Consider the following 26168-nt stretch of genomic DNA (forward strand, 5'->3'; position numbering starts at 1 on the left):
GACCATGGCACGCATGAAATTCCTGTGCGATGCGGACCGTTGCATCGACTGCAATGCCTGTGTGACCGCCTGCAAGAACGAGAACGAAGTGCCTTGGGGCATCAATCGGCGGCGCGTCGTCACGATCAATGACGGCAAGCCCGGCGAGCGGTCAGTGTCGATGGCCTGCATGCACTGTACCGATGCGCCTTGCGCGTCGGTGTGTCCGGTCAAGTGCATCTATCCGACCGAAGACGGCATCGTCCTGCACGACAAGGATTTGTGCATCGGCTGCGGCTATTGCTTCTACGCCTGCCCGTTCGGAGCGCCGCAATATCCCCAGGTCGGGAACTTCGGCTCGCGCGGCAAGATGGACAAGTGCACCTATTGCGCGGGCGGCGGCGGACCGGAGGCGCCGGGCAGCGCCGAAGAATATGCGAAATACGGCTCGAACCGCTTCGGCGAAGGCAAGCTGCCGATGTGCGCCGAGATGTGCTCGACCAAGTCGCTGCTCGCAGGCGATGGCGACATCATCGCCCAGATCTACGAGGAGCGCGTCGAGAAGCGCGGCTACGGCTCCGGAGCCTGGGGCTGGACAACCGCCTATCACGAGGACGTCAAGTCATAAGGGACCTGCGCTTACCGCGACGATTAGGGACGAAGATTGGGTATCCGTCATGACGGCTTTCGCACGCATTCGCTTCGTAGCGCTGTTGTTGATGCTGTTCGGTCTCACGACAGCCCCGGTGCTCGCCCAGAAGCTCGGTCCCGACGGGGCGCCCAATCCGACCGCCAGTGTGGCCAATCAGAAGACGCTTCTCGAGCAGGCGCCGCGCATCCAGGGCCGGATCGACATTCCAGATGTCAAAGCCAGCGTGCTGATGCAGCCGGCGGGACGGACCTGGGATTATTTCCACGAGGTCCTGCTGCACTGGGGTGGGGCGGTGGTGATCGTCGGCATGCTTGCCGTGCTCGCGCTTGCTTATCTGATCATGGGCCGGCTTCGCATCGAAGCGGGGCGCTCCGGCCAGACGATTGTCCGCTTCAAGGCTTTCGAGCGGTTCGCGCATTGGCTGACAGCGGTTTCGTTCGTGCTGCTCGGATTGACCGGCCTGAACATCACCTTCGGCAAGGTCCTGCTGCGGCCGCTGGTCGGCCCGGATCTGTTCTCCGACATCTCCCAGGTCGCCAAGTACGTGCACAATTTCACGAGCTTCGCCTTCGTGGCGGGCCTCGTTTTGATCACGGTGCTCTTCTTCCGGGACAATCTGTTCAAGCGAGTCGATATTGACTGGGTCAAGCAGGGGGGTGGCTTCATCAAGTCGAAACATGCGCCTGCAGGCCGCTTCAATCTCGGTGAGAAATTGGTCTATTGGCTGTCGGTCGCGGCCGGCCTCCTGGTCTCCGCATCGGGATTCGTGCTGCTGTTTCCCTTCTACGGCACTAACATTGCCGACATGCAGATCGCCCAGGTCGCCCACGCCGTCATCGCGATCCTTTTCATCGCGCTGATCCTGGGACACATCTATATCGGCACGCTCGGCATGGAAGGCGCGTTCGAAGCCATGGGTACGGGCGAGGTCGATATCAATTGGGCGAGAGAGCATCACGACCGCTGGCTCGCCGAAAAGCTCGAAGCGGAAGGCCGGCAACCCTCGGCCACGCCGGCTGAATAGCGCGATGGCGCTCGGACCAACCTGAACCGGGCAATTCAGCCGGAGCGGCCGTCCGGGTCTCGCTTCCCGTCCCGGTCACGCAGGTAATCGTCGGTGGTGCGGACGGTCGGGCCGGTTGCGCCATAAGATTCAAAACCTTGTTCGGCGACGAAGCCGACGCGGCAGTCGCCGCACATCTTGATGGCGTCGAGCCGCTGCGCCGAGCCCGAATACATCCAGTGCTGGCCTTCGAGCTTCGCGACCACACGCTCGATGCTGCTCTTGACGCCGAATGGCTTGCCGCAGCGGATACAGCAAAACGGCTCCTCTTCCTTGAGAAGGCGGGCTGGCGCCCGACTGGCACGGAAATCAATCTGCGGAACCAGTGTGATGACGTTTTCCGGGCACGTCGTCCGGCACAGGCCGCACTGAACGCAGGAGTCTTCGACAAAACGCAATGCCGGGCGCTCGGGGTCGTCGCGCAGGGCACTCGTCGGACAGACCGACACGCAGGACAGGCAAAGTGTGCAGCCGGCAGCATCGATCTCGACGGTCCCGAACGGCGCGCCTTCGGGCAACGGAATGACATCGACGGGTGCAGGCGCCGCGCGGTGCAGTTCGGCCAGCGCAAAGCGCAGCACGTCGCGCTTGCCGCCCACGGCGCGGAAGCTCGCAGGGCGCGGAGCGGGCGCGTCGGCCGGCGCGGTGCGGAGCGCCTCGATCAAATGGTCCGGATCGTCGGTCGCTATGACGGAAAGCCGGGCCGGGCCGAAGCCGAGTCCGGCAAGGATCGGATCGGCGAGCGCGATCGTCCGCGTCAATCCGGAGACGTCATGGCGCGGCTTGGCCCGCAGCAGGAAGCGCACCGCCGACACGCCATAGGCAAAAGCCGCGATGATGCTTTCCAACCCGATTTGCGTGACCTCGTTGACCGCGAACGGCAGCACGTTTGCGGGCAAGCCGTCGCCGAACCGCGACAGCGCGTCGATCAGCGGCGCGCCGTGGCCTTCGTCATGGACGAGGACAACGGCCCGCTCGCCGCCCGCCTGACGGTATGCGAGCAGCATGGCACGCAGCTTTCTGACCAGCGCGTCTTCCGCCGGCAGCGCATAGGATGCGGCGCCCGTGGGACAGGCCGTCGCGCATTGGCCGCAGCCCGCGCAGATGTTGGCGTCGATCGCCACATGGTTGCCGGCAGGTGTGATCGCGCCGGCCGGACAGAAATCGAGACAGCGGGTGCAGCCGGTCCGCTTCGAGCGCGAATGTGCGCAAAGCCCGGCGTCGAAGGTGATGTAGCGCGGCTTCTCGAAGGTCCCGACGAGGTCGCGCGCTTTCAGCACGGCCTGGAGGATAGCTGCGGGACTGCCGGGATCCGCACGCAGATAGCCATCGCGCAAGTCGGCAGGAACCAGCGCAGGCCCGCCGGTCAAGTCGAGGACGATATCGCAGGTCGAACGGGCGTTGTTGCGCGACGCGCCAAACGTCAGGGCTCGACGCGAGGACGGTGCGGCTTCGGCGAAATCGTCGACCACCACATCGAACGCGCCCAGGTGTCCTTTGACGCCCGTTATCCGGCCCTTGGCAATCGGATAGTCGGCGTTACGTGGCGGTGCGATCGCGGCTGGCGGCGCAATCAGCACGGTGACGTCGAGATGCTCCTTCAGCAAGTCGCCAGCCTCGATCGCGGCCTCGTCGCGGCCGTAGATCAGGATGACTCCGCCGCTTTCCAGCTGGACCGTCGGCGCGGGTGCGGCGACTTCGGCCGCGGCGGCCAGCAGCGCGACCATCTTCGGTCCGGCGCGGTCGGCATCGCCAGACCATCCGGCGGTCTCGCGGATGTTGGCAAACTGTATCGAATTCGCACGATTATTTTCGGAAGCAACCTGCGAAAACAACGCCGCCTGTTGCGTGCAGGCCACCGTGAGCGGACCATCTTCGGCGGCGACAGCCTTGAATCGGCCGAGTTCGGCGCCGCAGAGCTGCGTCGCTGCCGTCACTTCACCGCGGCAGCCGCGGCGAATTGCGTCTGCATCGAGCGGCATCGTCCCTTCGCACGAGCAGATCAGGAGGCGCCTGCCGGTGTCAGATATGACGGTCACAATATCTCGCGGCTCCCAAAATAGAGCGGCCACCTACTGGCCCGTTCACCCCCGAAGTATATACTCCGCGTATCGGAAAAGACGACGCCCGTATCATGGGCGCACGATTATCGCTCTCGCCGGGGGCGAGCGCGCAGCGTCGCTGGATTGGCTTCGGAAGCAGGAACCACGTCTCGATCGCGAGAGGGCACATTGATATCGACGAGTCTTGCACGCATTGCTGTCGGTGTCGCAATCGAACGGCGCAAGGCGAAGAGTGCGTGGGCCGATTTTCTGTGGCGGCCCGTCTCGGTGTTCGCGGGAGAGCCGACTGCGAAGCCGTGGACTCCGATTGGAGGCGAAGGCGACGTCACGTTGTTCTACGCCGGTGATGCCGTGATCGAGCTGCACCGGACCGAAACCACCAACTATCGCGAAAATCTCACGTCAGGATCGCCGACGCTGTGGGTCAATTTGCGCCCGACCGGTTCCGAGCCGCCCTACGAGTTGCTCGCGGTCACGGCCGATCCGGCGGAGGGCGAGGCGTTTACCGATGCAGGCAGCAATCTGGTCGAAGCCGTGCCGATGCCACCAGGCATCTCCGAGATCGTCGGCCGGTTCGTCGCCGAGCATCATGTCGAACGACCATTCGTCAAACGGCAGCGCAATCGTTAGCAGCGGCATGAAAGAGATCGATGTCAGAGACTAACGTCTTCGTTCGCTGGGCGCGGCTCAAGCAAGCCTCGAGAAGCCAAAACGCTGAACTTGCTCCGGCCGACCAAGAGCGAGCTGCCGAGCCGTCCGTAGCGAATGACGGGAACGACCAGCCTTTCGATCTCGCCAGTTTACCGTCGATCGAATCGATCACCGCTCACACCGACATTGCGGCGTTCCTGCAGACGGGCGTTCCGGCCGAACTGACGCGCCTGGCATTGCGCCGTGCCTGGGCAACCGACCCTGCGATCCGCGACTTCATCGGAATCGCAGAGAATCAGTGGGATTTCAACGATCCCAACGCAATTCCCGGATTTGGCCCGCTCGATCCGGCGGACAACGTCGCCGATCTTGTCGCGCGGATGTCAAAGGGGCTCGAGCAGGTGGGTGACGCGCTTGCGGACGTGCAGCCGCCAACCGAGCTCATTCCGCAAGGGCGGCCCGATGCCGAACAGCCCATTCTCGAACCGACGATATTGGCAGCTCAATCGCTGCCCGATGATGCGACGGCACGACCGGACCAGGACCGGAATGAGAGCATGCAGTCCGTCAGTCCTGCTGCCGGAGAGCCGCCCTCCCGGCGAGCACGACGTCATGGCAGCGCATTGCCCCGCTAGCAACCGGCAGGATCATATGTCTTGCGCGATCGAACAATGATGGATCCAACTTCAACAATCGCTTCAGTGCGTATCGTCGATGAATTCGACCTCGCCCGGGCGCAGGAATATGCGCTGTTGGCGACGTTGCTGACGCGCAGCCCCGACACGCAGCTGCTGCACCGGATCTCTGCATTGCACGGCGATGCAAGTGCGATGGGCGCGGCACACATGGCGCTGGCGGATGCAGCGCGCCGGACCAACGAGCAGGCCGCATCGCGCGAGTTCTTCGCCCTCTTTGCAGGGTTGGGCAAGGGGGCGCTGCTGCCTTATGCGTCACACTACCTGTCCGACACCCTGTATGGCCGTCCACTCGCGCGGTTGCGGGAAACTCTCGGGGGTCTCGGCCTCGAAAAGGCTCCGGAGCGTACGGAGCCCGAAGATCACGCGGGATTTCTCTGTGAGATCATGGCAGGCCTCGCCGGCGGGAGCCTTGCAGCGCCAGCGGGCGCCGAGCGCCTCTTCTTTGATCAGCATGTCTCACGCTGGATGAGGCGCTTTTTCGCCGATCTCGAGCGCGCGCGGTCGGCTCACTTCTATGCCGCCGTTGGCGCGCTCGGACGGACGTTCATCGATATCGAGGCGGAGGCCTTCGCACTTCCAGGTTGAACACGGCGTTTTGTACGGCCGCTGCACAAATCCGTTTGGGAGCGTGCTAGATTATAGATGTAGGGATCAACAGAATGCGCGTTTTCATAATTGCCTGTCTGTTCGCCGTCGTCGTCGCACTCGGTGCCGCCGGCATCCTTGATCATTTCGTGCAGGAGTCCGCCACAACGGCGTTCGCTGAGTCGAGCGCCCGCGTTTAGCGGTCATTATTGTTTGTTAAGCTTTCTGTTCTCCACATAGACGTGGGAGACGCCATATGCGCCGGTTGCTGATCGCCTGTTTCGTCGTTGCAGCTCTGATCGCCGCTTCTGCTCTGATCTTCAGGACGCAACCTCGCTCGATAGAGCTGTCCGCCGCGGCCATGCCGTCCTTGGTCGAGCTGCACGCCATGGCGGGCGTCCATCAGCTCGCGGATCAGGAGATCGACGATCAGTCGCTCATTTTCCCGGCCAGCGTAAAGCAATAACCTGGCTCCAGACGATCCTGCTCCCGGCCCGCCTAGATCGGCATCTCGAAAGAGAAGGTCGTTTCGCGTCCGGTCGATATCGCACTCAATTTGCCGCCATGGGCCTGGGCGATTTGCGAAGCAATGTAGAGACCAAGTCCCAGACCCTGCTGACTGGGCCGGTCGCCTCGCGTGTATGGCTTGAAGAGGTTTGCCAGCGCCTTTTCGGAGATTGGCGGGCCTTCGTTGGACACCGTCAGATCGAACGTTCCGTCCAAGGTTCTGGCTACGACGTGGATCGGCCTACTCTGGTCACCGTACGTAATTGCATTCCCGAGCAGGTTCGAGAAAAGTTGGCCCATCTTGCTCCGATCGCAGCTGATGGGCACTTCGATCTGGACCGATGAGCTGATCGTCACGGTCGGCCAGGCCGTCCTGAACTCCGCGATGATTTGCTCCAGCACCGGCGCCAAAGGCAGCGTCGCATCTCGCTTGATCGTAAGGCCTCCGCCAAGTCGGCCTCGCGCGAAGTCCATGACGTTTTCGACGATGCCGGCCATGCGATAGACGGCTTTTTGAACGCCGAGCGCGATTTCGGGCGCCCGCCCGGTGTCGAGGTTCTTCAGCAGCACGCGCATTCCCGCATCGACGGCTGCGAGGGGATTGCGAAGATCGTGCCCCAATACGCCGATGAACTGCTCGCGAAGCTCTGCCGTTTTTCGCTCGTCGATGAGATCGGCCTGGCTCCGCTCCAGACGTTGATTGAGTTCGAGCTGCGCAGCGATCAGTTCCGCCAACAGCTGAAACGTGTCGAGGATTTCAGGCGTACGAAGTTGTCGAGGCGTGGGGTCGATGGCGCACAATGTTCCCCAGACGGCTCCGTCGATCAGGACGATGGGAGCTGAGATGTAGCTGCGAAATCCATACATGGCCGGTGTCGGATGATTGCAGAAGACGTCGTCCGTCTGCACATCGTTGATGACGACCGTGTTGCCGTGCTGCCGGATCTCGTTGCAGATGGTCGTCTCGACACGCAGTTCTCCGCCCGGCTCAAGGCCAAAGGCGATGCTGTCCCGAACGGCGCAGCAAATCCATTGATCTGAAGTCACGCGCGCTATCGCGACGAAGCCCATGCCCGTTATGCGTGCGGCCAAATCCAAAACTTTGGGAACTGCCCCAATCTGCTGGACGGCATCCACGTCCGCCTTGATGTCAATTGCCATGGTGAACCCTAACGCCCTACTCTAACAAACGCGATCCTTTGCAAGACGTTCGGTGGAACAAAGAAGCCGTTCAAACCTTATGGTCGGTTATGCCGGAGCATAAGTGTCCAATCTCAGCCAGCATAGGGACGTGATCCTCATCGTGGAAGATGACTTCCTCATCCGCGTGAACGCGGCTGACATGGTGCGGGATATGGGCTTCGATGTCTTCGAGGCGGCCGACGCAGACGAGGCTGTCAATCTGCTGGAGACGGAACCGGCGATCACCGTCGTCTTCACAGACATTCAGATGCCCGGCTCGATGGATGGCCTTCGGCTGGCGGCGGTGATCAGAGATCGATGGCCGCCCGTGCGGCTCCTCATTACGTCCGGCCAAGTCAGCCCGGCAGCGGATGACATCCCGCTCGGGGCGAGGTTCATCCCCAAGCCGTATCTTCCTGCGCAGCTGCACGACCAGCTTGAAATGCTGGCCGGCGGGCGGGCATAGCGGGCTTTTCAAGTCGAGCCCTCAGACCATCCGTCTCCCGGTCCGCTCCGCCACTGCCTTCTGCACAAAGTACATCGCCACCAGCGAGACGATTGCCGACGCGACGACGACGTAGCCGATCCGGTCGAAATGGAGCAGCGAACCATCCGGTTGTTGCGCGATGATGGCGGCGGCGAGGACCGAACCGAGCCCCCCGGAGAGCTGCTGAAGCGACGCGCTGACCGCACTGAACGAGCCGCGCTGGCTGGGGTCGGGGATCGCCGACATCAGCGCCTGCGACGGGATCATGCGCGAGAAGATGCCGACGAACATCAGCACGTTGACGAGGATCGCGGTCGCGAGCGAGACGTGGCCGAGATGGGTGTAGATCAGCACCATGATGACAGACACCACACTGCCGAAGACGAAGGTCGGGTACTTGCCGAACGCGTCGCTCGCCCTGCCGACCAGCGGCCCCGTGACGATGCTGAACAGGCCGGAGACGAGATAGATCGTCGGCAGATGCGTGATGTCGATGCCGAGATTATGCACGGTGAAGGCGCTGGAGAACGGCATCAGCATGTACCCGCCCGTCGCCAGCAGCGTCGTGACGGCGAAGGCCAGCGTATAGCGGGGTTGTCCGACGGTCGCGATCAGATGGCGGAACGGATTTCTGTCCTGCTTAAGCTTCAGATGCGCGTCGACCGGCTCCATGGCGAAGGCGATGACTGCGATCGCGACGATCGACAGGCCGACGATCGCAATGAAGCAGACATGCCAGTTCCAGTGATTGGCGAGAAACAGCCCGGCGGGTATGCCGAGCACCTGGCTCGCGGCGAACGCCGTCTGGACGAAGCCCATCACGCGGCCGCGCAGGTGCAGCGCGAACAAATCGGTGATGATGGCCAGCACGACCGAGCCGATCACGCCGCCGAACAATCCGGTCACGATCCTGCCGAGCAGCAGCACGTGGTAGGTCTGCGCGGCGGCACAGAGCAGGGTCCCGAGCGTGAAGCCGACATAGAAGAACAACAGCAGGCGCTTGCGGTCGAAGCGATCGGCAAAGCCGGCGGCCAGGATTCCCGATAGTCCCGCGCTGAACGCGTAGGCCGAGACCGCGACGCCGAATTGTCCGGCCGTGATGTCGAGCGCCGGCATCAGGATGGCGCCGAGCGGCGACATGATGATGAAATCGAGAATGATCGTGAACTGCGTGAACGCAAGCAGCGCGATCAGGAGCGCCTGGTAGCGCGTAAAGCCGCGCTGGCGTTCCTGTTGGTCGTCGATAGGCGCAGCGAGCGTCTGTTCGGTCATGACACCTGATTTCATTGTGGGCGGGGCGGGCGAGCGCGCGAAAACTGGCAGATGGGGTCGGCCCGGAGGATTTTCACGGGGCGCGCGGCAAAAGCCCTGCCGGAACGCGAAGCTGGCGCCGGGTTGTGGGATCCATGCAACAGCAGGGTGCATGGTTTGGACCCGGCATCCCCCAGGGGCCGCCGGCCCTCAGCCGGATTAAGCCGCCCTTAGCGAATGCCGCCTAGGCTCTCGGCCGTCCATTTCCCTGCTCCCCGGCTTCAGGGCCGGTCATGTTGCGGCCAATAGAGCGTTTTCGGATGGAGCAGCCTGCCTGGCACTACGATTCGGGCGTCCCCACACCGTCGGCGACCCCCGCCGCGGCGCGGACGCTTGTCATCGATCTCGAAGGCGCCCTGCTCCGTTCCGAGCTGCTGCTGGAAGCGCTGTTTTCCAGCCCCGGCCGGATGCTGGCCCGCTTCGGCGCGGGCGGACGCCCGGGCATGGCGGCGCTCACCGATATCCTGGCGCAGGCCGAGCTCGACTACGCCCATCTTCCCTATGACGCCGACGTGCTGAACCAGGCGCTGGCGGCGCGGGCGCGGGGCGAGACAATCTATCTGGTTGCCGGCCGGTTTGCGCACCATGCGGCGGGCATTGCCGCGCATCTCGGGTTCGATGGCGTCGTTGCGCCGGCCGATCTCGCGGCGGGCGACCGGCTGCCGTTCGACCGCGCCTCCATGGAGCGCATCGAGACGCGCGGCAGCAGCCGTGCCAGCCTCAAAACCTGGGCGCAGGCGCTGCGCATCTATCAATACGCAAAGAACACGCTGGTGTTCGTGCCGGCGATCACGGCGCATCAGATTAATCTTGCGACGCTCGGCTATGCGTTGCTGGCGTTCCTGGCGTTCTCGGCCTGTGCGTCGGGCGCTTATCTGATGAACGATCTGCTCGACCTCGCCGCCGACCGGCAGCATCCGACCAAGCGGCATCGCGCGCTGGCGGCAGGTCGACTGCCGATGTCCTCGGCGCTGCTTGCGATCCCCGCGCTGTGGCTGCTCGCGGTCGCCGCCAGCCTCTGCATCTCGCCTTTGTTCCTCGGCGTGCTCGGTGGCTATCTCGCCACCACGATCGCCTATTCGCTCGTGCTCAAGCGCAAGATGCTGGTCGACGTCGTGACACTCGCCGGCCTCTACACGCTACGCATCATCGCCGGCGCGGTCGGCGTCGGCGTGGTGCTGTCGGAATGGCTCTTGATCTTCTCGCTGTTCGTGTTCACCTCGCTGGCGCTGATCAAGCGCTTCAGCGAGCTCAGCATGCGCGAGAACGCCGGCCTCGCCGATCCCTCCAACCGCGATTACAGGATCACCGACCTGCACATCATCGGCGCGATGGCGGCGGCGAGCGCCATGAACGCGGTGACCGTGTTCTCGCTCTACGTCTCCTCCTCCGCCGTGACGCCGCTCTACAGCCGTCCCTGGATGCTGTGGCTGCTCAACCCGCTGCTGCTCTACTGGTTCGGCCGCGCCCTGATGATGGCCCATCGCCGCGAGATGCCCGACGACCCGATTCTCTACACTTTTCGCGATGGCGCCAGCCGCGCCACGGTGGCGGCGATGATCTGCATCATGCTGGCGGCGATCTGACCGCGCCCCGGCGGGAACAGCTGCCGCTTGCGCGGCCGGCCGGCAGTGGCTACATCGCGGGCAATCCGATTAGCTTATGATGCCGACCGACCAATTCGATTGAGGTTTTGAAACGCCATGACCGTACGCCTGCATCGCGGCGACCTGCCCGACCTGTCCCGCTACACCGGAGCGGTGGCGATCGACACCGAGACCATGGGGCTGAACCCGCACCGCGACCGGCTCTGCGTGGTGCAGCTCTCGCCCGGCGACGGCAGCGCCGACGTGGTGCAGATCCCCAAGGGCCACACCGACGCGCCGAACCTGAAGGCCCTGCTGGCCGATCCTGCGATCACGAAGATCTTCCACTTCGCGCGGTTCGACGTCGCGGTGCTGTACCAGACGTTTGGCGTCATGACCGGCCCGATTTATTGCACCAAGATTGCCTCCCGCCTGACCCGCACCTACACCGACCGGCATGGCCTCAAGGACCTCGTGCGCGAGGTGCTCAATGTCGACCTCTCCAAGCAGCAGCAATCCAGCGACTGGGGTTCCGACAGCCTGACCGAGCCGCAGCTCGCCTACGCCGCCTCCGACGTGCTGCACCTTCATGCCCTGCGCGAGCGGCTCGACGCCATGCTGGTGCGGGAAGGCCGCACCGCGCTGGCAAAAGCCTGTTTCGACTTCCTGCCGACCCGCGCCCTGCTCGATCTCCAGGGCTGGGCGGAAGAGGACATTTTCGCGCATTCCTGAGGCCTCGGGCCGCTGTTAGCTTAGGGCTGCCGCCCCGTTTCGGACACTTTCGTGCGGCCTGTCGCAGGCTGCATATTCAGGCGGCGCCGGATACAATGGCGTGCGCCCGTCAACCGGACGAGACGAGCGACACCTCGGGAGCTCAGGTGAATTCGGCCCAGAATCCAACCTACGACGCCGCGCTTGCGGCGAAGTTTGCCCGCGCGGCGCGCCACAGCCGCCTGGTGCGGATTCTGCGCATCGCGGTGCCGGTGACGGTGGCTGCGTCCATGGCCGCGATCGTCGCCGTCTCGACCTTCCTCAATCCCTTCCAGATCCCCGTGAAGCTCGACTCCGGAAATCTCGTGGTGACGGGCACCAAGATCACGATGGAAACGCCGCATATGTCCGGCTTCACCCCGGACCAGCGGCCCTACGAGCTCTGGGCCAAGACCGCGACGCAGGACATCACCGACCCCGATCATGTCGATCTCAACGATTTGCGCGCAAAGGTGCTGATGGAAGACAAATCCACTTTGCTGCTCGATGCGCGCACCGGCCGCTTCGACAACAAGCAGCAGCAGCTCGACCTGCACAAGGACATCTTCCTGCGCACCTCGTCCGGCTATGAGGCGCGGCTGAACTCGGCCTTCGTCGACATGGGCAAGGGAACGGTCTCCTCGGATGAGCATGTCGACGTCAAGCTGACCAACGGAACGCTGACCGCCGACAGGCTGCGGATCACGGAAGGCGGCGACGTCATCCGCTTCGAGGGCAATGTGGTGATGCATCTGGACAAGCTGGATGACCCCGCCGCTGCCCAGCCTGCGCCGGCCGAGCAGCCCGCGCCGCCGGTGAAGACACGCACGCCTCAGAACAAGTCGGCCAATTCAAAGTGATTTTCATGGTGAGATTCTTTTCGCGCAACGAAGACAAGCGGTGCGCCATTCTCGGTGTGGCCGCGCTCGCCGTCACCGTCGCGCTGGTCGCGACCGGTGCGGCCGTCGCGCAGAGCACGATGCAAGGCGTGCCCAACGCAATGCAGGGCTTTTCGCAAAACCGCGACCAGCCGATCCAGATCGAAGCTGCCTCGCTCGAGATGCGCGACAAGAAGAAGGAGGCGACCTTCTCCGGCAATGTGAAGGTCATCCAGGGCGACACCACCATGACCTCGAAGACGCTCGTGGTGTTTTACGACTCCGGCGGCGGCGACAAGCCGGCCGCGCCGCAGCCCGCGGCGAAGGGGACCAAGGGTGCGCCGATGCAGTCGGCGCAGCCGGGGCCGGGCGGCAGCTCCTCGATCAAGCGGCTGGAAGCGCGCGGCAATGTCGTCGTCACCCAGAAGGACCAGGTGGTAACAGGCGAGACCGCCGTGTTCGACACCAAAACCAACCTCATCACCATGCTCGGCGGCGTCGTCCTCACGCAGTGCAGGAACGTGCTGCGCGGCGACCGTCTGGCGGTCGACATGACCACGGGCGTCTCGCGGGTGGAATCCGACAGCGGCAGGGTGCAGGCATTGCTGCCGCAGGGCGGCAGCAATGATTGCGGATCGGGGAGCCCGGGCAAGCCCGCCGCGGCGCCGCCGCTGCAATTGCCCGGCGCAGGCAAGCAAAAGTAAATTCCTGAAGTAACTTCAAGCGCTTGGGTCAGATTCTCCCGATCCGAGGTTGAAGCTTGCCCGGCGAGGCTGTATCTAGCGCGAAGGGCTTTCCAAGCGGGGTTCGCCGCTTTTCGGGCGTGTTTCACTGGGCATGAGACATCCCTTCACTCATGCTGTGCTGGCGAATCGCAAGGCCGGTGCGGCAGATCGCGGGATCACGCGCGGATCATCGCGCGGGATTGTCGTGAAAGGCTAGAAGGCGGGATGGTCGATCTCTTCAGCATGTTCCGTCGGCGCCCCGCCAAGCGCGGCCGGCCAGGATTTGCGCGCCAGGACATCACCACCCTCGGTGACAGCGTCGGCGGTCTCGTGCCCAGCCCGGTGCGGGATGCATCGCCGATCGCCCGCGACCAGATGCGCGCGCCCGACCATTTCCAGGCCGACTACCAAGCCGACTACCAGACCGAACCGCCGCGTGCCCAGGCGGTTCACCCTGTCAGAGCCGCCAGCAGGCCTAACGGCGCCGGCGGACCGCAGCTTCTGAAGCGGCCGGGTTTCCTGGCTGTGCATAGCGTGGAAAAGAGTTTCGGCAGCCGCCAGGTGGTGCGCGGCGTCAGCATCTATGTGCGCCGCGGCGAAGCGGTCGGCCTGCTCGGCCCGAACGGCGCCGGCAAGACCACCGTGTTCTACATGATCACCGGCCTGATCAAGCCCGATCGCGGCGCGATCGAGCTCGACGGCCACGACGTCACCAAGCTGCCGATGTATCAGCGCGCGCGGCTCGGCATCGGCTATCTGCCGCAGGAAGCCTCGATCTTTCGCGGCCTCACCGTCGAGCAGAACATCCGCGCCGTGCTCGAAGTGGTCGAGCCCTCGCGCAAGAAGCGCGAGCAGCAGCTCGACTCGCTGCTCGACGAATTCAACATCACGCGCTTGCGGAAATCGCCGTCGATCGCGCTGTCGGGCGGCGAGCGCCGCCGCGTCGAGATCGCGCGCGCGCTGGCGACGCGTCCGAACTACATGCTGCTCGACGAGCCTTTCGCGGGCATCGATCCGATCGCGGTCGGCGACATTCAGGACCTCGTTCGCCATCTCACCAACCGCGGCATCGGCGTGCTGATCACCGACCACAATGTGCGCGAGACGCTCGGCCTGACCGATCGCGCCTACATCGTCTATGCCGGTGAAATCTTGACCGAGGGTAGCCCGGATGAGATCGTCGCCGATCCCGATGTTCGCCGGCTTTACCTTGGCGAGGAATTCCGCCTCTAGCCCTTTTTTCCCGTTCGTCAAGCCGTGTACATCGTGCCAAGACTAAGATAAGCAAAAATCGGACCAACTTTTGGGATCGGTTCTTGCTTCATGGCGCTCACGCAGAGATTAGAGTTCCGGCAATCGCAGTCGCTGGTTATGACGCCGCAGCTGATGCAGGCGATCAAGCTGCTGCAATTGTCCAATCTCGATCTCACGACCTTCGTGGAAGAGGAACTCGAGCGGAACCCCCTGCTGGAGCGGGCCAACGACGAGCCGCCCGCCGGTGAAGCCCCGGCCGAGACCGGCCAGTTCAGCGATTCCGACGGTGGCCACAACGACGAGCCGGGCGGCGGTCCGGGCGAGGCGTTCGAGCCGGGCCAGGAAGAATGGATGAGCAAGGATCTCGGCACCCGCGCCGAGATCGAGCAGACCCTGGATACGGGCCTGGACAACGTCTTCTCCGAGGAACCGGCCGAGGCCGCCGCGCGCGACGCCCAGGATGCGGCGCCGACCACCTATACCGAATGGGGCGGCGGTGCCTCCGGCGACGAGGACTACAATCTCGAAGCCTTTGTCGCCGCGGAGATCACGCTCGGCGACCATCTTGCCGAGCAGCTCTCGGTCGCCTTCACCGGCCCGGCGCAGCGCATGATCGGCCAGTACCTGATCGACCTCGTCGACGAGGCCGGCTATCTGCCGCCGGATCTCGGCCAGGCCGCCGAGCGCCTTGGCGCATCGCAAGCCGACGTCGAGGACGTCCTTGCCGTGCTGCAAAAATTCGACCCGCCCGGCGTCTGCGCGCGCAATTTGAGCGAATGCCTGGCGATCCAGCTCCGCGAGCTAGACCGCTACGACCCTGCGATGCAGGCCCTCGTCGAGCACCTCGATCTGCTGGCGAAGCGCGACATCGCTTCGCTGCGCAAGCTCTGCGGCGTCGACGACGAGGACATCGCCGACATGATCGGCGAGATCCGCCGCCTCAATCCCAAGCCCGGCATGAAGTTCGGCTCGGCGCGGCTGCAGACCATGGTGCCCGACGTCTATGTCCGCCCGGGCCCGGATGGCGGCTGGCATGTCGAGCTCAACAGCGACACCTTGCCGCGCGTGCTGGTCAACCAGACCTATTATTCCCAGCTGTCGAAGAAGATCGGCAAGGACGGCGACAAGTCCTATTTCACCGACGCGCTCCAGAACGCGACCTGGCTGGTGCGCGCGCTTGATCAGCGGGCCCGCACTATCCTGAAAGTTGCGACGGAAATCGTGCGCCAGCAGGACGGCTTCTTCACCCATGGCGTTGCGCATCTGCGGCCGCTGAATCTGAAGGCCGTTGCCGACGCCATCCAGATGCATGAATCCACGGTGTCGCGCGTCACCGCCAACAAGTACATGGCGACAAATCGCGGCACATTCGAATTGAAATATTTCTTCACGGCTTCGATCGCCTCCGCCGACGGCGGCGAGGCGCATTCCGCCGAGGCCGTGCGCCACCACATCAAGCAGTTGATCGATTCGGAAGCGCCGTCGGCGATCCTGTCGGACGACACCATCGTGGAACGCTTACGCGCCTCGGGAATTGATATTGCCCGCCGCACGGTCGCGAAGTACCGCGAAGCCATGCGCATTCCCTCTTCGGTGCAACGCCGCCGTGACAAGCAGAGCGCTCTTGGTAACGTCCTCTCCACCGCAATGCCCGATCGCTCCCGCAACACCGAGCCGGCCTGATTGCGCTGGCGCGAAATCGCGCTACTCTCGATCCCCCATCGAGACCGATCCAAGCTGGGCACTTAAAACCAAGCGAGGCATCACATGACCCTCAGAATCTCGGGAAAGAGCGTCAGCGTCGGCGACGCCCTGCGCGGCCGCGTGACCGATCGGACCGACGAGGTCCTGCGTAAATATTTCGACGGGAACTATTCCGGCCACATCACCCTGAGCAAGGATGGCTTCGGCTTCCGCACCGACTGTGCCCTGCATCTCGATACGGGAATTACGCTGGAGGCCGATTCGAACGCGCCGGATGCCTATGCCAGCGCCGACCAGGCGCTCCTGATGATCGAGAAGCGGCTCAAGCGCTACAAGAGCCGGCTCAAGGACCGCTCGGCCCGCAAGGCCCATGTCGCCTCCGCGGCGCTGGCCGCCATGGACGCCACGAGCTACGTGCTGGAGGCGCCGGGCGAGGGTGAGGACGAGGACGAGGTCACCGGCTACAGTCCCGTCATCATCGCCGAGGCCACCACCTCGCTGAAGCAGCTGTCGGTGAGCGAGGCGGTGATGGAGCTGGACCTCAGCGGAGCGCCCTGCCTGGTATTCCAGCACGGCTCCAGCGGCCGGGTGAACATCATTTACCGCCGGGCCGACGGCAATGTCGGCTGGATCGACCCGCCGGGGGCCAAACCGGACGGTTGAGGGCTGGAACCGGCCCCCGTACCAACCGCAGCCCTTAACAATGAGCGGGGCAAAGCCGCACGCAGCAGTTGGCACCGGGATTGCGTTGGAGTAGAAGCGCCCCACATCAGGATCGGGGCTAAGTCCCCCTCCTGCTTCACCTTCTTGATGCCGGCCAGGCATGGTTTGACCAAGCTGGCCAATTCGGAACCTGACGGTTTAATTCACCTCGGAAACCTTCCATGCCGATTACCGATCTGGTCGCACCCGAGGCGATTCTCCCGGCATTGAAGGTCAACAGCAAGAAGCAGGCGCTTCAGGAGCTTGCGGCCAAGGCCGCCGAGCTGACCGGGCAGAACGAACGCTCCGTGTTCGAGGTGCTGCTGCAGCGTGAGAAGCTCGGCACCACCGCGGTCGGCTACGGTGTCGCCATTCCGCACGGCAAGCTGCCCAAGCTGGAAAAGATCTTCGGCCTGTTCGCGCGCCTCGATCGCCCAATCGATTTCGAGGCGATGGACGGCCAGCCGGTCGATCTCGTCTTCCTGCTGCTCGCGCCCGAAGGCGCCGGCGCCGATCACCTCAAGGCGCTCGCCCGCATCGCCCGCCTCCTGCGCGACCAGGACATCGCCAAGAAGCTCCGCGCCTCGCGCGACGCCCAGGCGATCTATTCGGTGCTGGCGCTGCCGCCCGCGACCGCGGCGTAACGTCGCCTGTCCTCGTCGCCCGCTGAGAAGCGGAATCGATCCACGCAATTGCCAATGCACGCCGGCCATCCTCGTGGCATGCGCACGGGATGTTGTGATCTCGCAATAGCCGGCAAGGTAACGCGAAAAATTTCCCCAGCTGAGACGTCCGGCACATTGCGCCTTGTCGGAGTCCGCTAAAGACGCCCAGGAACGCAAGTGGCGCGACGCGCCGTCCTGCGCTTTCGCTGAGGTCGTTACCTATCGCCCGAAGGTCGGGCCCGTAGGATGAAAGTGGTTGGCGCGGTGCAGAGCAGGGCTGTTGTGGTGGGGCTAGTGATAGCAGGTACCGCAGTCCCGGCCGTCGCGCAGGATGCCGGATCGCTGCTCCGCGAGATGCAGCGGCAGCAGGAGATGCAGCGGCAGGAAAGGCTGCCGTCCCCTGACGAGATTCGACCGCAGCAGGCGCCCGCCGCCATCCCCGACCGGGGCGAGCGCATCATCGTGAAGGGCGTTCGCTTCACCGGCAAGGTGGAGCTTCTGCCACAGGCCGAGCGCGAGCAACTCGTTGCCTCGGTGCGCGGCAAGCGCCTCGGCATCAAAGGGCTCTATGCGCTGGCCGATCAGGTGACGGCCGTGCTCCAGAGGCGCGGCCGGTTGCTGGCGCGCGCGCTGCTGCCGCCTCAGGACATCACCAACGGCATCGTCACGATCGAGATCGCCGAGGGCGCGCTCAAGACCATCACGCTCGATCGCGTCAAGGGCGTGCGCGTGCGTGAGGACCTGTTGCGCGCGATCATCGAGGGCCGCGTCAAGTCGGACGGCGTGACGCGGCAGGATCTGGAAGACGCGCTGTTGCGGATGAACGACCTGCCGGGCGTGTCGGTGCATGCCAAGCTCGCGCCGGGCGATGCGCCGAACACCAGCAAGCTCGTCGTCGGCGTCGCGCAGGCGCCCATTCTCGGGGGCGGTATCTGGGCCGATAATTACGGCAGCTCCAACGTGGGCAAGGCGCAGGGCAACGGGCTCATCTCGCTCACCGACGTGTCCGGCTACGGCGACCTGACGCGGCTCTCCGGCACGGTATCGCAAGGGCAGGAGTACGGCTCGCTGGTGACGAGCGTGCCGCTCGGCGCCAGCGGCTTCATTGCCAATGCGAGCTACGGCTATCTCGACTACCACAATATCGACGCCATCGGCAGCGCCCTCGGTCTCACCGGTTTTGCCCATTTCGCCAATGGCGGCGTCGACTACAGCCTGATCCGCTCGCGCGATTTCAACCTCCAGCTTGGCGGCACCGTGACCTGGAAGGCGCTGGTCGACGACAGCATCGTCGGAAAGCTTCAGGACAAGCGGTCGACCTCCGGTACGCTCAGCCTCAACGGCGACCGGCGCGACGCGCTGCTCGGCGGCGGCATCACCAACTGGTCGGTGAGCTGGACTTTTGGCGACCTCGATCTCGCGCGCGTGGCGAGCGCGCTCGCGGCGGACCAGGCTGGGCTCCGGACGCAAGGGCCGTTCAACCGGATCAATGCCGCGGTCGCCCGGCTTCAGGCCTTGCCCGGCGACTTCGCACTGTTCGGTCGCCTCTACGGGCAATGGGCCGACAAGAACCTCGATTCCTCGGAAGATTTTGCGCTGGGCGGCCCGTTCGGCGTGCGCGGCTATCCCGTCGGCGAGGCGCGCGGCGATATGGGCGTGCTCGGCACGCTGGAGCTTCGCTACAACGCGCCGGTGCCTGTGCGCTTCGGCAGCCTGCAACTCGCGAGCTTCCTGGATGGCGGCTACGTCAAGATCAACGTGTCGCCGAACGGCATCGCGCCGGTCACTGTCTGCGGCTGCAACGATTACGGGCTCGCCAGCGCCGGCCTCGCCGCGCGCTGGACGCGCGAATGGCTGAACGTCTCGGCGAGCTGGGCCCATACGCTGGGCGACAATCCCGGCCGTTCCATCATCACCGGCGCCAATGCCGATGGCGTCAAAGCCAACGATCAGTTCTGGCTGCAAGCCGGCATTCGCTTCTGATGTTTCGAGGGGGCACGCGATGACATCGACCCTGCCGCGGATGCGACTCGCAATCGCGCTGTCCGCGACCACGATGCTGACGCCGCCGGCGCTGGCGCAGACGCTGCCGACCGGCGGCCAGGTCGTGTCGGGACAGGCCACGATCAGTCAGTCCGGCAACGCCATGACGATCAACCAGTCGAGCGACCGGATGATCGCCAACTGGCAGAGTTTTTCGATCGGCGCCGGCAGCTCCGTGACCTTCAATCAGCCCGGCGCATCCTCGGTCGCGCTGAACCGCGTCGTCGGCCAGGACCCGTCAAGAATCCTCGGCAGCCTCAGCGCCAATGGACAAGTGTTCCTGATCAATCCGAACGGCATCGCCATCGGCAAGACCGGCAGCGTGCAGACCGGCGGCTTTGTCGCCTCCACGCTCGGCATCAGCAACGCCGATTTTCTCGCCGGTCGCTACAACTTCACCGGCAGCGGCGGCGCGATCACCAATGAGGGCAGCATCTCCAGCAAGGTGGTGGCGCTGATCTCGCCGAGCGTCAGCAATTCCGGCAGCATCACCGGCAGCACGGCGCTCGCCGCCGGCACCGACGTGCTGCTCGATTTCAATGGCGACGGCCTGCTCTCGGTCGAGGTCAAGGCCTCCACCGTCAAGACCCTGGTCGAGAACAAGGGATTGATCCGCGCCGATGGTGGGCTCGCTATCCTCACCGCCAAGGGCGCGAGCGACGCCATGAAGGGCGTCGTCAACAACACCGGCGTGGTGCAGGCCGCGAGCATCGGCAGCAGGAACGGCCGCATCCTGCTGCTCGGCGATGCCAGGCACGGCGAGGTCAATGCCGGTGGCACGCTGCGGGCCCGCTCGGTTGAAACCTCCGCCGCCAAGGTCAATCTCGCCGCCGATCTGAAGGTCGATACGCTCGGCGGGCATTGGCTGATCGATCCCGTCAACATCACCATCGACGCGAACTACGCTGGCGTCTTGCAGACGGCACTTGCGAGCGGCGACGTGACGGTGACGACCTCGGGCAGCGGCACCGATGAAGGCAACGTCACGGTCAACTCCGCCGTCACCTGGGGCTCGCATATCCTGACGCTGCGGGCCGACAACAACATCGTCATCAACGCGCCGTTGACGTCGACCGGCACGACGAGCAGTGACGGGCTGGTCCTGCAATACGCACAGACCACGGCCACCGGTGGCTACACCATCAACGCGCCGGTCAACCTGGCGGCGGGCAGCTTGTTCCAGACCCAGAAAGGAACTGATGCCGCCATCACCTATGCGGTGATCACCGACGTGAATGCCCTGCAGAACATCAACACCAACCGGTCCGGCAACTATGTGCTGGGCGCGAACATCGATGCCAGCGCGACGGCGGGTTGGAATGGTGGCGCCGGCTTCACACCGATCGGCGGCATCGGCGATATCAGCAAATATTTTTCCGGCATTTTCGACGGGCTCGGTCACCGCATCAGCAACCTGACCATCAACCGGCCGTCCAGCGATAACATCGGCCTGTTCGGCTACATCGATGGCGGGACCATCCGCAATGTCGGATTGGAAGGCGGCAGCGTGACGGGCAACAATGCCGTCGGCGGGCTGGTCGGGTCGAGCGGTCTCTGGGTCTACGGCGGCACGAGCAGCGTCGCTTACAACACCATCAGCAACGTTTACAACACCGGCAATGTGACCGGCAGCGGCGCCATGGTCGGCGGGCTGGTCGGCGACGCCTATATCACGACGATCAGCAACTCATATGCCACCGGCACGATCGCGGGCTATGGCGCCGCCGGCGGGCTGGGAGGGCGCGTCGTCGCCTCGTTCGTCTCCAACTCGTATGCGACCGGCAACGTTTCCGCTAGCTGGGACGGCGCTGGCGGGCTGATCGCGTACAATATCGGCACGTGGATGGGACCGGGCCCCGGGGATTATGCCATCGGTACGGTGAGCCACTCTTATGCCACGGGTACCGTATCCGGCGGCATCAATGTCGGTGGCTTGTTGGGATACAGCAACATCGGTCTCGTCACCGACAGTCACGCCACCGGTAATGTTTCGGGCACCGGCGCAATTGGCGGCACAGGCACATCTGCCGGCGGACTGGTGGGGTTCCAACAGTACAGTCGGGTGGAGCGATCTTACGCCACCGGCAACGTGTCCGGTGTCGATTCGGTCGGCGGGCTGGTGGGAGGCAGCTGGTACGGCGCCGTGGTAAGCCAGTCTTACGCGACCGGCAACGTGTCCGGGACGCGTTCGGTTGGCGGGCTGGTCGGGCACAGCAATGAAGCCGTTTGGGTGCTCGATTCCTACGCCACGGGAGCGGTTTCAGGAACTTCCGAAGTCGGCGGGCTGGTGGGGATGAATCAGGAAAGCCATGTGAGCCGGAGCTACTTCGCGGGCACCGTGTCGGGAACCAGCAATGTCGGCGCGATCGTGGGAATGAACTGGGATGGCGGCGAAGTCATCCAAAGCTATGCGAACAGGGACACATCGGGGCAGAGCGCCGCCTGTGGCGGATCCGGTGGCATCGGCAACGTCTGCGATGGCGGCATGCTCACCACGGCCCAGCTGCGCGATCCCTTCACCTTTATCAACAACGGCTATGACTTTGCCGCCGTCTGGGGCAAGTCCGTCAGCGGCGCCAACAACGGCATGCCGGTGCTGCGCGCGTTCGGCGACACCGTCTACGATGCCTATGTCAACGTCGCGGGCTCGGCCAGCACCACCTATGGCACGCTGGCCTCGCTCGGCGGCTTGACGATGACCGGTGTGAACGCCAATCGCGTCACGCTCGGCTGGGGCAGCGCAGTCACCACCGCATTGGGCGCGGGCAGCTACAATCTCAGCGGCCCCGACGTTCTCAACGCGACCGGCTCGGGCGGCGCGGTCTATGTCGGCTCGGTCGCGGTCGGCCTCACCATCGACAGGGCGCCGCTCACCATCAGCGCCAACGCGTCCAAGACCTATGACGGCCTCGCCTTCTCCGGCGGCAGCGCCGCTTATTCCGGCTTCATGAATGGCGAGACTGCATCCGTGTTGTCGGGCACGCTTCTTTATGGCGGCACGGCGCAGGGCGCGGTGAATGCCGGTCGCTACAGCCTGACGGCGTCGGGCCTCTCCTCGGCCAACTATGCGATCACCTATGTCGACGGTTCGCTGACCGTCAACAAGGCGCCGCTCACCATTGCAGTCAACGGCGTCACGAAGAATTACGACGGCGTGCCGTTCTCCGGCGGCAGCGCGATCTATTCCGGCTTCGTGAACGGGGAGGGGCTGTCCGCGCTCTCCGGTACGCTCGTCTACGGCGGCTCGGCCCAGGGCACGCGCAATCCCGGGGTCTACAGCATCGCCGCCTCGGGGCCGACATCCGCGAACTACGACATCACCTATGTCGACGGCCGGCTCGCGATCATTCCGCGCGACGCAGGCGCCTGTTCGCTTGGGGCCGGCGGCAACCCGGTCTGCGGCGCCACTCCGCCCGATCCCGCCGCGCCGCTCGGGTTGAACGACCAGGCGCCGATCGAGGTCGTGCTGCGTTAGAGCACCTGGTAGCGGCACAATCGCAGCTACGCCGGCAAGGGCGTCCTGCGCTACGCCTGGTGAGACCGCAGAGGCGGCCCTTACTCGTTCGAACCGAAGCCCCGCGTTCTGCGACTTATTTTCGCAGCCGGGGCGCTGTGATGTTTCTCCGCCGGATTCGATCGTCGTCCGGTTGCGCGTCCCGGCGCGGCTTCGATGCGGGGTTTTTTGAGCCATGAATTGCAGTTCGATCGGCCGGATTTTCGGTCTGTTTTGCGCGGTCACCATTGCCGTGACGGTTGCGGTTCATGCCGACGATACGTCCAACGACCGCGTCATCGCCGAAAAGACCGAGATCATTGCGGCTGATCCGACAAACGCGGTTGCCTACGAGCTGCGTGGCGAAGCCTGGTACCTCAAGCGGGACAAGGATCGCGCCTTCGAGGACTGCAGCGCCGCGATACGGATCGATCCGAATTTCGGGCGGGCTTATAACTGCCGCGGCCGCGCCTATTCGGCGAGGGGTGAACGGGATCACGCTTTGGCCGATTACAACGAGGCCATTCGCCTCGATCCCGGCTACGGACCGTCCTACACCTCCCGTGCCCTCGAATATTTCAACAAGCGCGACTTCGATCTGGCGATCGGCGCGTTTACCGAGGCCATCGAACGCAATCCCAAGCAAGCCTACTTTGCTCTTGTCATGAGAGGCGAAGCGTATGCGGCGAAGCGCGACCCCGATCATGCCGTCGCCGATTACAACGAGGCGATGCGGCGCAATCCCGCCGCCGCATGGCCCTACGAGCTGCGAAGCACCGTCCATGTCGACAGAGGCGAGATCGACGAGGCTCTCGACGACTGCAACACCGCCGTCCGTCTGGAGCCCGGGAGTGCTGGCGGTCATTATTGCCGGGCCATCGTTCTCCTGAAAAAGGACGACACCGACAACGCCATCCACGAGCTCGATGACGTCACCAGGATCACGCCTTCCTTCGAGAAGGCCTACTTCGTTCGTGCAACCGCCTGGCGCAAGAAGGGCGATGATCGTCGCGCCATTGCCGATTTCGACGAGGGCATCCGGCTGCAGCCGGGAAATTCGATGGCCTACAGCAATCGCGCCAGCACGCTACGCGACATCGGTGAGCACGCCCGCGCGCTCGCCGACTACAACGATGCGATCCGGCTCGATCCCAACAATCAGGTCGCTCTGGTCAATCGCGGCATCCTCTATATGAAACTGTCCGACGCCAAACACGCGCGCGCCGATTTCAATAGCGTGCTCGCGCTGCCGCCGGGCGACCAATGGGCCGTGGGCACGGCGCGCGAAGGGCTTGGCTTTTTGAAGTGATGCGTCTCGAAAGAGCGTGCATCTCCGCTCTAGTCCCCCGGACGCAGCGCAGCGCTTCCCCCGCGATGCGAAGCATCGTCGAGAGCGGTGCGCTGCAGAGCCTTCGCCGGCGCCGCTCGTGCGCGTCAGCAGACCGTCGGCAGCAGGCGCCGGACTTCGTCGAGCAGTTCGGGAATCGCCGTCTTGTCACCCGCGAGGTGCTTAAGCAGCGCACTTTGGAATAGACCGTCGAACAGCGCATAGAGCGCGGCGGGCGACGACGCCGGCCGCTTGCCGCCGAGCTCGGCATAGCGGGAGGCGATGCGCCAGATCATCGCTTCCAGGCTCTTGTCGATCTCGAGTACATCCTTGCGAAACGCCGCCTCGAACATCGCCTGCGAGCGCAGGTCGTACCAAAGGCGGTGCATGCGGGCTTCGTTCTGCAGCGTTGCGGCGAGCTTGGCGAGGAAACCCTCCGTCAATTCGTCGCGGCTCGTTGCTGTCGCGACGACATCGTCATATCGCGTCACGCACTTCGCCTTGTAGTGGCGGACGCAGCAGCAGATCAGGTCGAGCTTGTCGCTGAAATAATAGTGGAACACGCCGTGCGTGAACGCCGAGTTCTGCGCGATTTCGCGCAGGCTGGTGCGTGCGAAGCCGAGCTCTCCAAGCGTTTCGAGCGCGGCCTCGGCAAGTTCGACGCGCCGCGCGTTGAACTTCTCGTCGCGCAGCACCTCGGCCGCATCAGCCACACGCCGGGCCGCTCCCGTCACCTGCCGCGCCATCTTGTCCTTATCCTCAGTCCCGTTCTTTCAAGGACTTATACCGCGTCGACCGCGGAATGCTCCATCCCCTCACAACCACTTCCTTTGACAACTGTCAAATTCGTTCTTGACAAGTGTCAAGATTTTGGCGGAGGTTCGCACCAAGAATTTGGACAGTCGTCAAGACGTCCGACCATGGAGGAACGCTTCGCTGGGTGCCGCCGAAAGGCCTGCGCCCATCGACCTGGTGCGCGCCGCTTGGCGCAGCACGAATCGATCACCAGCAACGGAGGAGTGCGTCATGAGTGGGAAGAGCCTTGCAGGCAGGAACGCCCTGGTCACCGGCGGTGCTAGAGGAATCGGCGCGGCCATCGCGCAAGCGTTGGCGCGAGCCGGCGCCTCGATCATGATCGCCGACATCCTGGAAGAGACTGGCCGCGCCAGCGCAGCCGCTATCGCGAAGGAAGACGTCGCCACGGGCTTCGTCCAGCTCGACGTCACCGACGACGCTCAATGGGAGCGGGCGGTTGCCAAGACCGTCGCAACCCTCGGCGGCTACGACATTCTGATCAACAATGCCGGCATCGAGATCACGTCGCTGATCTCCGAGGTCAAGGCCGACGACGCGCGGCGGATGTGCGACGTCAATATCGTTGGCACCGTGCTCGGCATGAAGCACGCCTTCCGTGCCATGCGCCCGGGCGGGCCGGCCGGCAAGGGCGGCGCCGTCGTCAACATCGCCTCGGTTGCGGCAACGATCGCCTTCCCGAGCATCGCGGTCTATTCGGGCACCAAATCCGCGGTTGACCGCATGACGCGGGTCGGAGCGATGGAAGCCGGCAAGCTCGGTTTCGGCGTGCGCGTAAACTGCATCTATCCGGGCCTGATCCCGACCGACATGGGCATGCAGCTCGCCAACGACATCGTCAAGGTCGGGCTCGCGGCTGACGTCAACGCCGCAGTCGGCTCGGTGGTGGAGCAAACCCCGCTCGGCCGTCTCGCCGAGGTCACGGACATCGGAGATGCCGCGGTGTTCCTGTGCTCGAACGAGGCGCGCTTCATCACCGGCATCGGACTGCCGGTCGATGGCGGCATGGGCATGTAACGACAAAGCCGACAACAAGCATTTCGGAGGAAC

Annotated in this window: 24 protein-coding genes; 20 read left to right on the forward strand and 4 right to left on the reverse strand. The window is 64.3% G+C overall.

Annotated elements, in window-relative coordinates:
- Positions 1-4: 4 nt before the first annotated feature.
- Complete coding sequence (fdh3B, locus tag CT676_RS04615; RefSeq protein WP_014490880.1) at positions 5-607, forward strand: formate dehydrogenase FDH3 subunit beta; 603 nt, start codon at positions 5-7, stop codon at positions 605-607.
- 49 nt (positions 608-656) lie between these two features.
- Positions 657-1655: a formate dehydrogenase subunit gamma gene (locus tag CT676_RS04620; protein ID WP_135214020.1), complete on the forward strand. Its 999-nt coding sequence runs from the start codon at positions 657-659 to the stop codon at positions 1653-1655.
- 35 nt (positions 1656-1690) lie between these two features.
- Here the strand turns inward: CT676_RS04620 and CT676_RS04625 are convergent, their stop codons facing one another.
- On the reverse strand, positions 1691-3676 hold the full coding sequence (locus tag CT676_RS04625) for a 4Fe-4S binding protein (protein ID WP_135214021.1): 1986 nt from the start codon (positions 3674-3676) through the stop codon (positions 1691-1693).
- A 249-nt stretch (positions 3677-3925) separates the two neighbouring features.
- Between CT676_RS04625 and CT676_RS04630 the strand changes: the two genes are divergently transcribed.
- The 5 genes from CT676_RS04630 to CT676_RS04645 all read left to right on the forward strand — a co-directional run bounded on the left by CT676_RS04630 (position 3926) and on the right by CT676_RS04645 (position 6157).
- The gene (locus CT676_RS04630) at positions 3926-4387 is read left to right on the forward strand and encodes a DUF3305 domain-containing protein (RefSeq protein ID WP_085405001.1); all 462 of its coding nucleotides are present in this window, start codon (positions 3926-3928) and stop codon (positions 4385-4387) included.
- 20 nt (positions 4388-4407) lie between these two features.
- Positions 4408-5043, forward strand: coding sequence for a DUF3306 domain-containing protein (locus CT676_RS04635; protein WP_085405002.1), 636 nt, complete (start codon positions 4408-4410; stop codon positions 5041-5043).
- A gap of 36 nt (positions 5044-5079) precedes the next feature.
- Complete coding sequence (locus tag CT676_RS04640; protein ID WP_244623067.1) at positions 5080-5691, forward strand: molecular chaperone TorD family protein; 612 nt, start codon at positions 5080-5082, stop codon at positions 5689-5691.
- 74 nt (positions 5692-5765) lie between these two features.
- On the forward strand, positions 5766-5891 hold the full coding sequence (locus tag CT676_RS46040) for a hypothetical protein (RefSeq protein ID WP_256468676.1): 126 nt from the start codon (positions 5766-5768) through the stop codon (positions 5889-5891).
- Positions 5892-5947: 56 nt separating this feature from the next.
- On the forward strand, positions 5948-6157 hold the full coding sequence (locus tag CT676_RS04645; protein ID WP_085405004.1) for a hypothetical protein: 210 nt from the start codon (positions 5948-5950) through the stop codon (positions 6155-6157).
- 32 nt (positions 6158-6189) lie between these two features.
- Here CT676_RS04645 and CT676_RS04650 read toward each other — a convergent pair whose 3' ends face one another.
- Entirely contained in the window at positions 6190-7359 is a 1170-nt protein-coding gene (locus CT676_RS04650; RefSeq protein ID WP_085405005.1) for a GAF domain-containing sensor histidine kinase, read from the reverse strand.
- Between the two features lie 103 nt (positions 7360-7462).
- On the opposite strand from CT676_RS04650, the gene CT676_RS04655 reads away from it, so the two are divergent.
- Positions 7463-7846 carry a response regulator gene (locus CT676_RS04655; protein WP_071908878.1) on the forward strand — a complete coding sequence of 128 codons (384 nt, stop codon included), beginning with the start codon at positions 7463-7465 and terminating at the stop codon, positions 7844-7846.
- A 21-nt stretch (positions 7847-7867) separates the two neighbouring features.
- Here the strand turns inward: CT676_RS04655 and CT676_RS04660 are convergent, their stop codons facing one another.
- Positions 7868-9139, reverse strand: a complete 1272-nt coding sequence (locus tag CT676_RS04660; protein WP_085405110.1) for an MFS transporter — start codon at positions 9137-9139, stop codon at positions 7868-7870.
- 299 nt (positions 9140-9438) lie between these two features.
- Between CT676_RS04660 and CT676_RS04665 the strand changes: the two genes are divergently transcribed.
- The 11 genes from CT676_RS04665 (at position 9439) to CT676_RS04715 (ending at position 24287) form a co-directional block, all read left to right on the forward strand.
- Positions 9439-10764, forward strand: coding sequence for a UbiA family prenyltransferase (locus tag CT676_RS04665; protein ID WP_085405006.1), 1326 nt, complete (start codon positions 9439-9441; stop codon positions 10762-10764).
- A gap of 117 nt (positions 10765-10881) precedes the next feature.
- A complete protein-coding gene (locus CT676_RS04670) occupies positions 10882-11496 on the forward strand; it encodes a ribonuclease D (RefSeq protein ID WP_135214022.1) in 615 nt (204 codons plus the stop codon).
- A gap of 146 nt (positions 11497-11642) precedes the next feature.
- Entirely contained in the window at positions 11643-12374 is a 732-nt protein-coding gene (gene lptC / locus CT676_RS04675; protein ID WP_135214023.1) for an LPS export ABC transporter periplasmic protein LptC, read from the forward strand.
- A gap of 5 nt (positions 12375-12379) precedes the next feature.
- The gene (locus tag CT676_RS04680; RefSeq protein WP_167767942.1) at positions 12380-13096 is read left to right on the forward strand and encodes an LptA/OstA family protein; all 717 of its coding nucleotides are present in this window, start codon (positions 12380-12382) and stop codon (positions 13094-13096) included.
- 246 nt (positions 13097-13342) lie between these two features.
- On the forward strand, positions 13343-14350 hold the full coding sequence (gene lptB, locus CT676_RS04685; RefSeq protein WP_135214025.1) for an LPS export ABC transporter ATP-binding protein: 1008 nt from the start codon (positions 13343-13345) through the stop codon (positions 14348-14350).
- A 90-nt stretch (positions 14351-14440) separates the two neighbouring features.
- Entirely contained in the window at positions 14441-16054 is a 1614-nt protein-coding gene (rpoN, locus tag CT676_RS04690; protein WP_135214026.1) for an RNA polymerase factor sigma-54, read from the forward strand.
- 84 nt (positions 16055-16138) lie between these two features.
- Entirely contained in the window at positions 16139-16738 is a 600-nt protein-coding gene (gene raiA / locus CT676_RS04695; RefSeq protein WP_028149778.1) for a ribosome-associated translation inhibitor RaiA, read from the forward strand.
- Positions 16739-16959: 221 nt separating this feature from the next.
- Positions 16960-17421: a PTS IIA-like nitrogen regulatory protein PtsN gene (gene ptsN, locus CT676_RS04700; RefSeq protein ID WP_008141251.1), complete on the forward strand. Its 462-nt coding sequence runs from the start codon at positions 16960-16962 to the stop codon at positions 17419-17421.
- 315 nt (positions 17422-17736) lie between these two features.
- Complete coding sequence (locus CT676_RS04705; RefSeq protein WP_244623068.1) at positions 17737-19425, forward strand: ShlB/FhaC/HecB family hemolysin secretion/activation protein; 1689 nt, start codon at positions 17737-17739, stop codon at positions 19423-19425.
- A gap of 19 nt (positions 19426-19444) precedes the next feature.
- Positions 19445-22960 (forward strand): filamentous hemagglutinin N-terminal domain-containing protein, encoded by a 3516-nt coding sequence (locus tag CT676_RS04710; RefSeq protein ID WP_167767943.1) that lies wholly within the window; start codon positions 19445-19447, stop codon positions 22958-22960.
- Positions 22961-23174: 214 nt separating this feature from the next.
- Positions 23175-24287 (forward strand): tetratricopeptide repeat protein, encoded by a 1113-nt coding sequence (locus tag CT676_RS04715; RefSeq protein ID WP_135214029.1) that lies wholly within the window; start codon positions 23175-23177, stop codon positions 24285-24287.
- Positions 24288-24412: 125 nt separating this feature from the next.
- Here the strand turns inward: CT676_RS04715 and CT676_RS04720 are convergent, their stop codons facing one another.
- Positions 24413-25051 carry a TetR/AcrR family transcriptional regulator gene (locus CT676_RS04720; RefSeq protein WP_085405011.1) on the reverse strand — a complete coding sequence of 213 codons (639 nt, stop codon included), beginning with the start codon at positions 25049-25051 and terminating at the stop codon, positions 24413-24415.
- Positions 25052-25331: 280 nt separating this feature from the next.
- On the opposite strand from CT676_RS04720, the gene CT676_RS04725 reads away from it, so the two are divergent.
- Complete coding sequence (locus tag CT676_RS04725) at positions 25332-26135, forward strand: SDR family oxidoreductase (RefSeq protein WP_135214030.1); 804 nt, start codon at positions 25332-25334, stop codon at positions 26133-26135.
- Positions 26136-26168 lie beyond the last annotated feature (33 nt).

Origin of the sequence: Bradyrhizobium sp. MOS001, assembly GCF_004634465.1 — a bacterium.
Classification (GTDB): domain Bacteria; phylum Pseudomonadota; class Alphaproteobacteria; order Rhizobiales; family Xanthobacteraceae; genus Bradyrhizobium; species Bradyrhizobium barranii.

Coding starts and splice junctions, on each gene's coding strand:
- fdh3B (WP_014490880.1), top strand. CDS start 5: ATGGCACGCATGAAATTCCTGTGCGATGCGGACCGTTGCATCGACTGC.
- CT676_RS04620 (WP_135214020.1), top strand. CDS start 657: ATGACGGCTTTCGCACGCATTCGCTTCGTAGCGCTGTTGTTGATGCTG.
- CT676_RS04625 (WP_135214021.1), bottom strand. CDS start 3,676: ATGCCGCTCGATGCAGACGCAATTCGCCGCGGCTGCCGCGGTGAAGTG.
- CT676_RS04635 (WP_085405002.1), top strand. CDS start 4,408: ATGTCAGAGACTAACGTCTTCGTTCGCTGGGCGCGGCTCAAGCAAGCC.
- CT676_RS04640 (WP_244623067.1), top strand. CDS start 5,080: ATGATGGATCCAACTTCAACAATCGCTTCAGTGCGTATCGTCGATGAA.
- CT676_RS46040 (WP_256468676.1), top strand. CDS start 5,766: ATGCGCGTTTTCATAATTGCCTGTCTGTTCGCCGTCGTCGTCGCACTC.
- CT676_RS04645 (WP_085405004.1), top strand. CDS start 5,948: ATGCGCCGGTTGCTGATCGCCTGTTTCGTCGTTGCAGCTCTGATCGCC.
- CT676_RS04650 (WP_085405005.1), bottom strand. CDS start 7,359: ATGGCAATTGACATCAAGGCGGACGTGGATGCCGTCCAGCAGATTGGG.
- CT676_RS04660 (WP_085405110.1), bottom strand. CDS start 9,139: ATGACCGAACAGACGCTCGCTGCGCCTATCGACGACCAACAGGAACGC.
- CT676_RS04665 (WP_085405006.1), top strand. CDS start 9,439: ATGGAGCAGCCTGCCTGGCACTACGATTCGGGCGTCCCCACACCGTCG.
- CT676_RS04670 (WP_135214022.1), top strand. CDS start 10,882: ATGACCGTACGCCTGCATCGCGGCGACCTGCCCGACCTGTCCCGCTAC.
- CT676_RS04680 (WP_167767942.1), top strand. CDS start 12,380: ATGGTGAGATTCTTTTCGCGCAACGAAGACAAGCGGTGCGCCATTCTC.
- lptB (WP_135214025.1), top strand. CDS start 13,343: ATGGTCGATCTCTTCAGCATGTTCCGTCGGCGCCCCGCCAAGCGCGGC.
- rpoN (WP_135214026.1), top strand. CDS start 14,441: ATGGCGCTCACGCAGAGATTAGAGTTCCGGCAATCGCAGTCGCTGGTT.
- raiA (WP_028149778.1), top strand. CDS start 16,139: ATGACCCTCAGAATCTCGGGAAAGAGCGTCAGCGTCGGCGACGCCCTG.
- ptsN (WP_008141251.1), top strand. CDS start 16,960: ATGCCGATTACCGATCTGGTCGCACCCGAGGCGATTCTCCCGGCATTG.
- CT676_RS04710 (WP_167767943.1), top strand. CDS start 19,445: ATGACATCGACCCTGCCGCGGATGCGACTCGCAATCGCGCTGTCCGCG.
- CT676_RS04715 (WP_135214029.1), top strand. CDS start 23,175: ATGAATTGCAGTTCGATCGGCCGGATTTTCGGTCTGTTTTGCGCGGTC.
- CT676_RS04720 (WP_085405011.1), bottom strand. CDS start 25,051: ATGGCGCGGCAGGTGACGGGAGCGGCCCGGCGTGTGGCTGATGCGGCC.
- CT676_RS04725 (WP_135214030.1), top strand. CDS start 25,332: ATGAGTGGGAAGAGCCTTGCAGGCAGGAACGCCCTGGTCACCGGCGGT.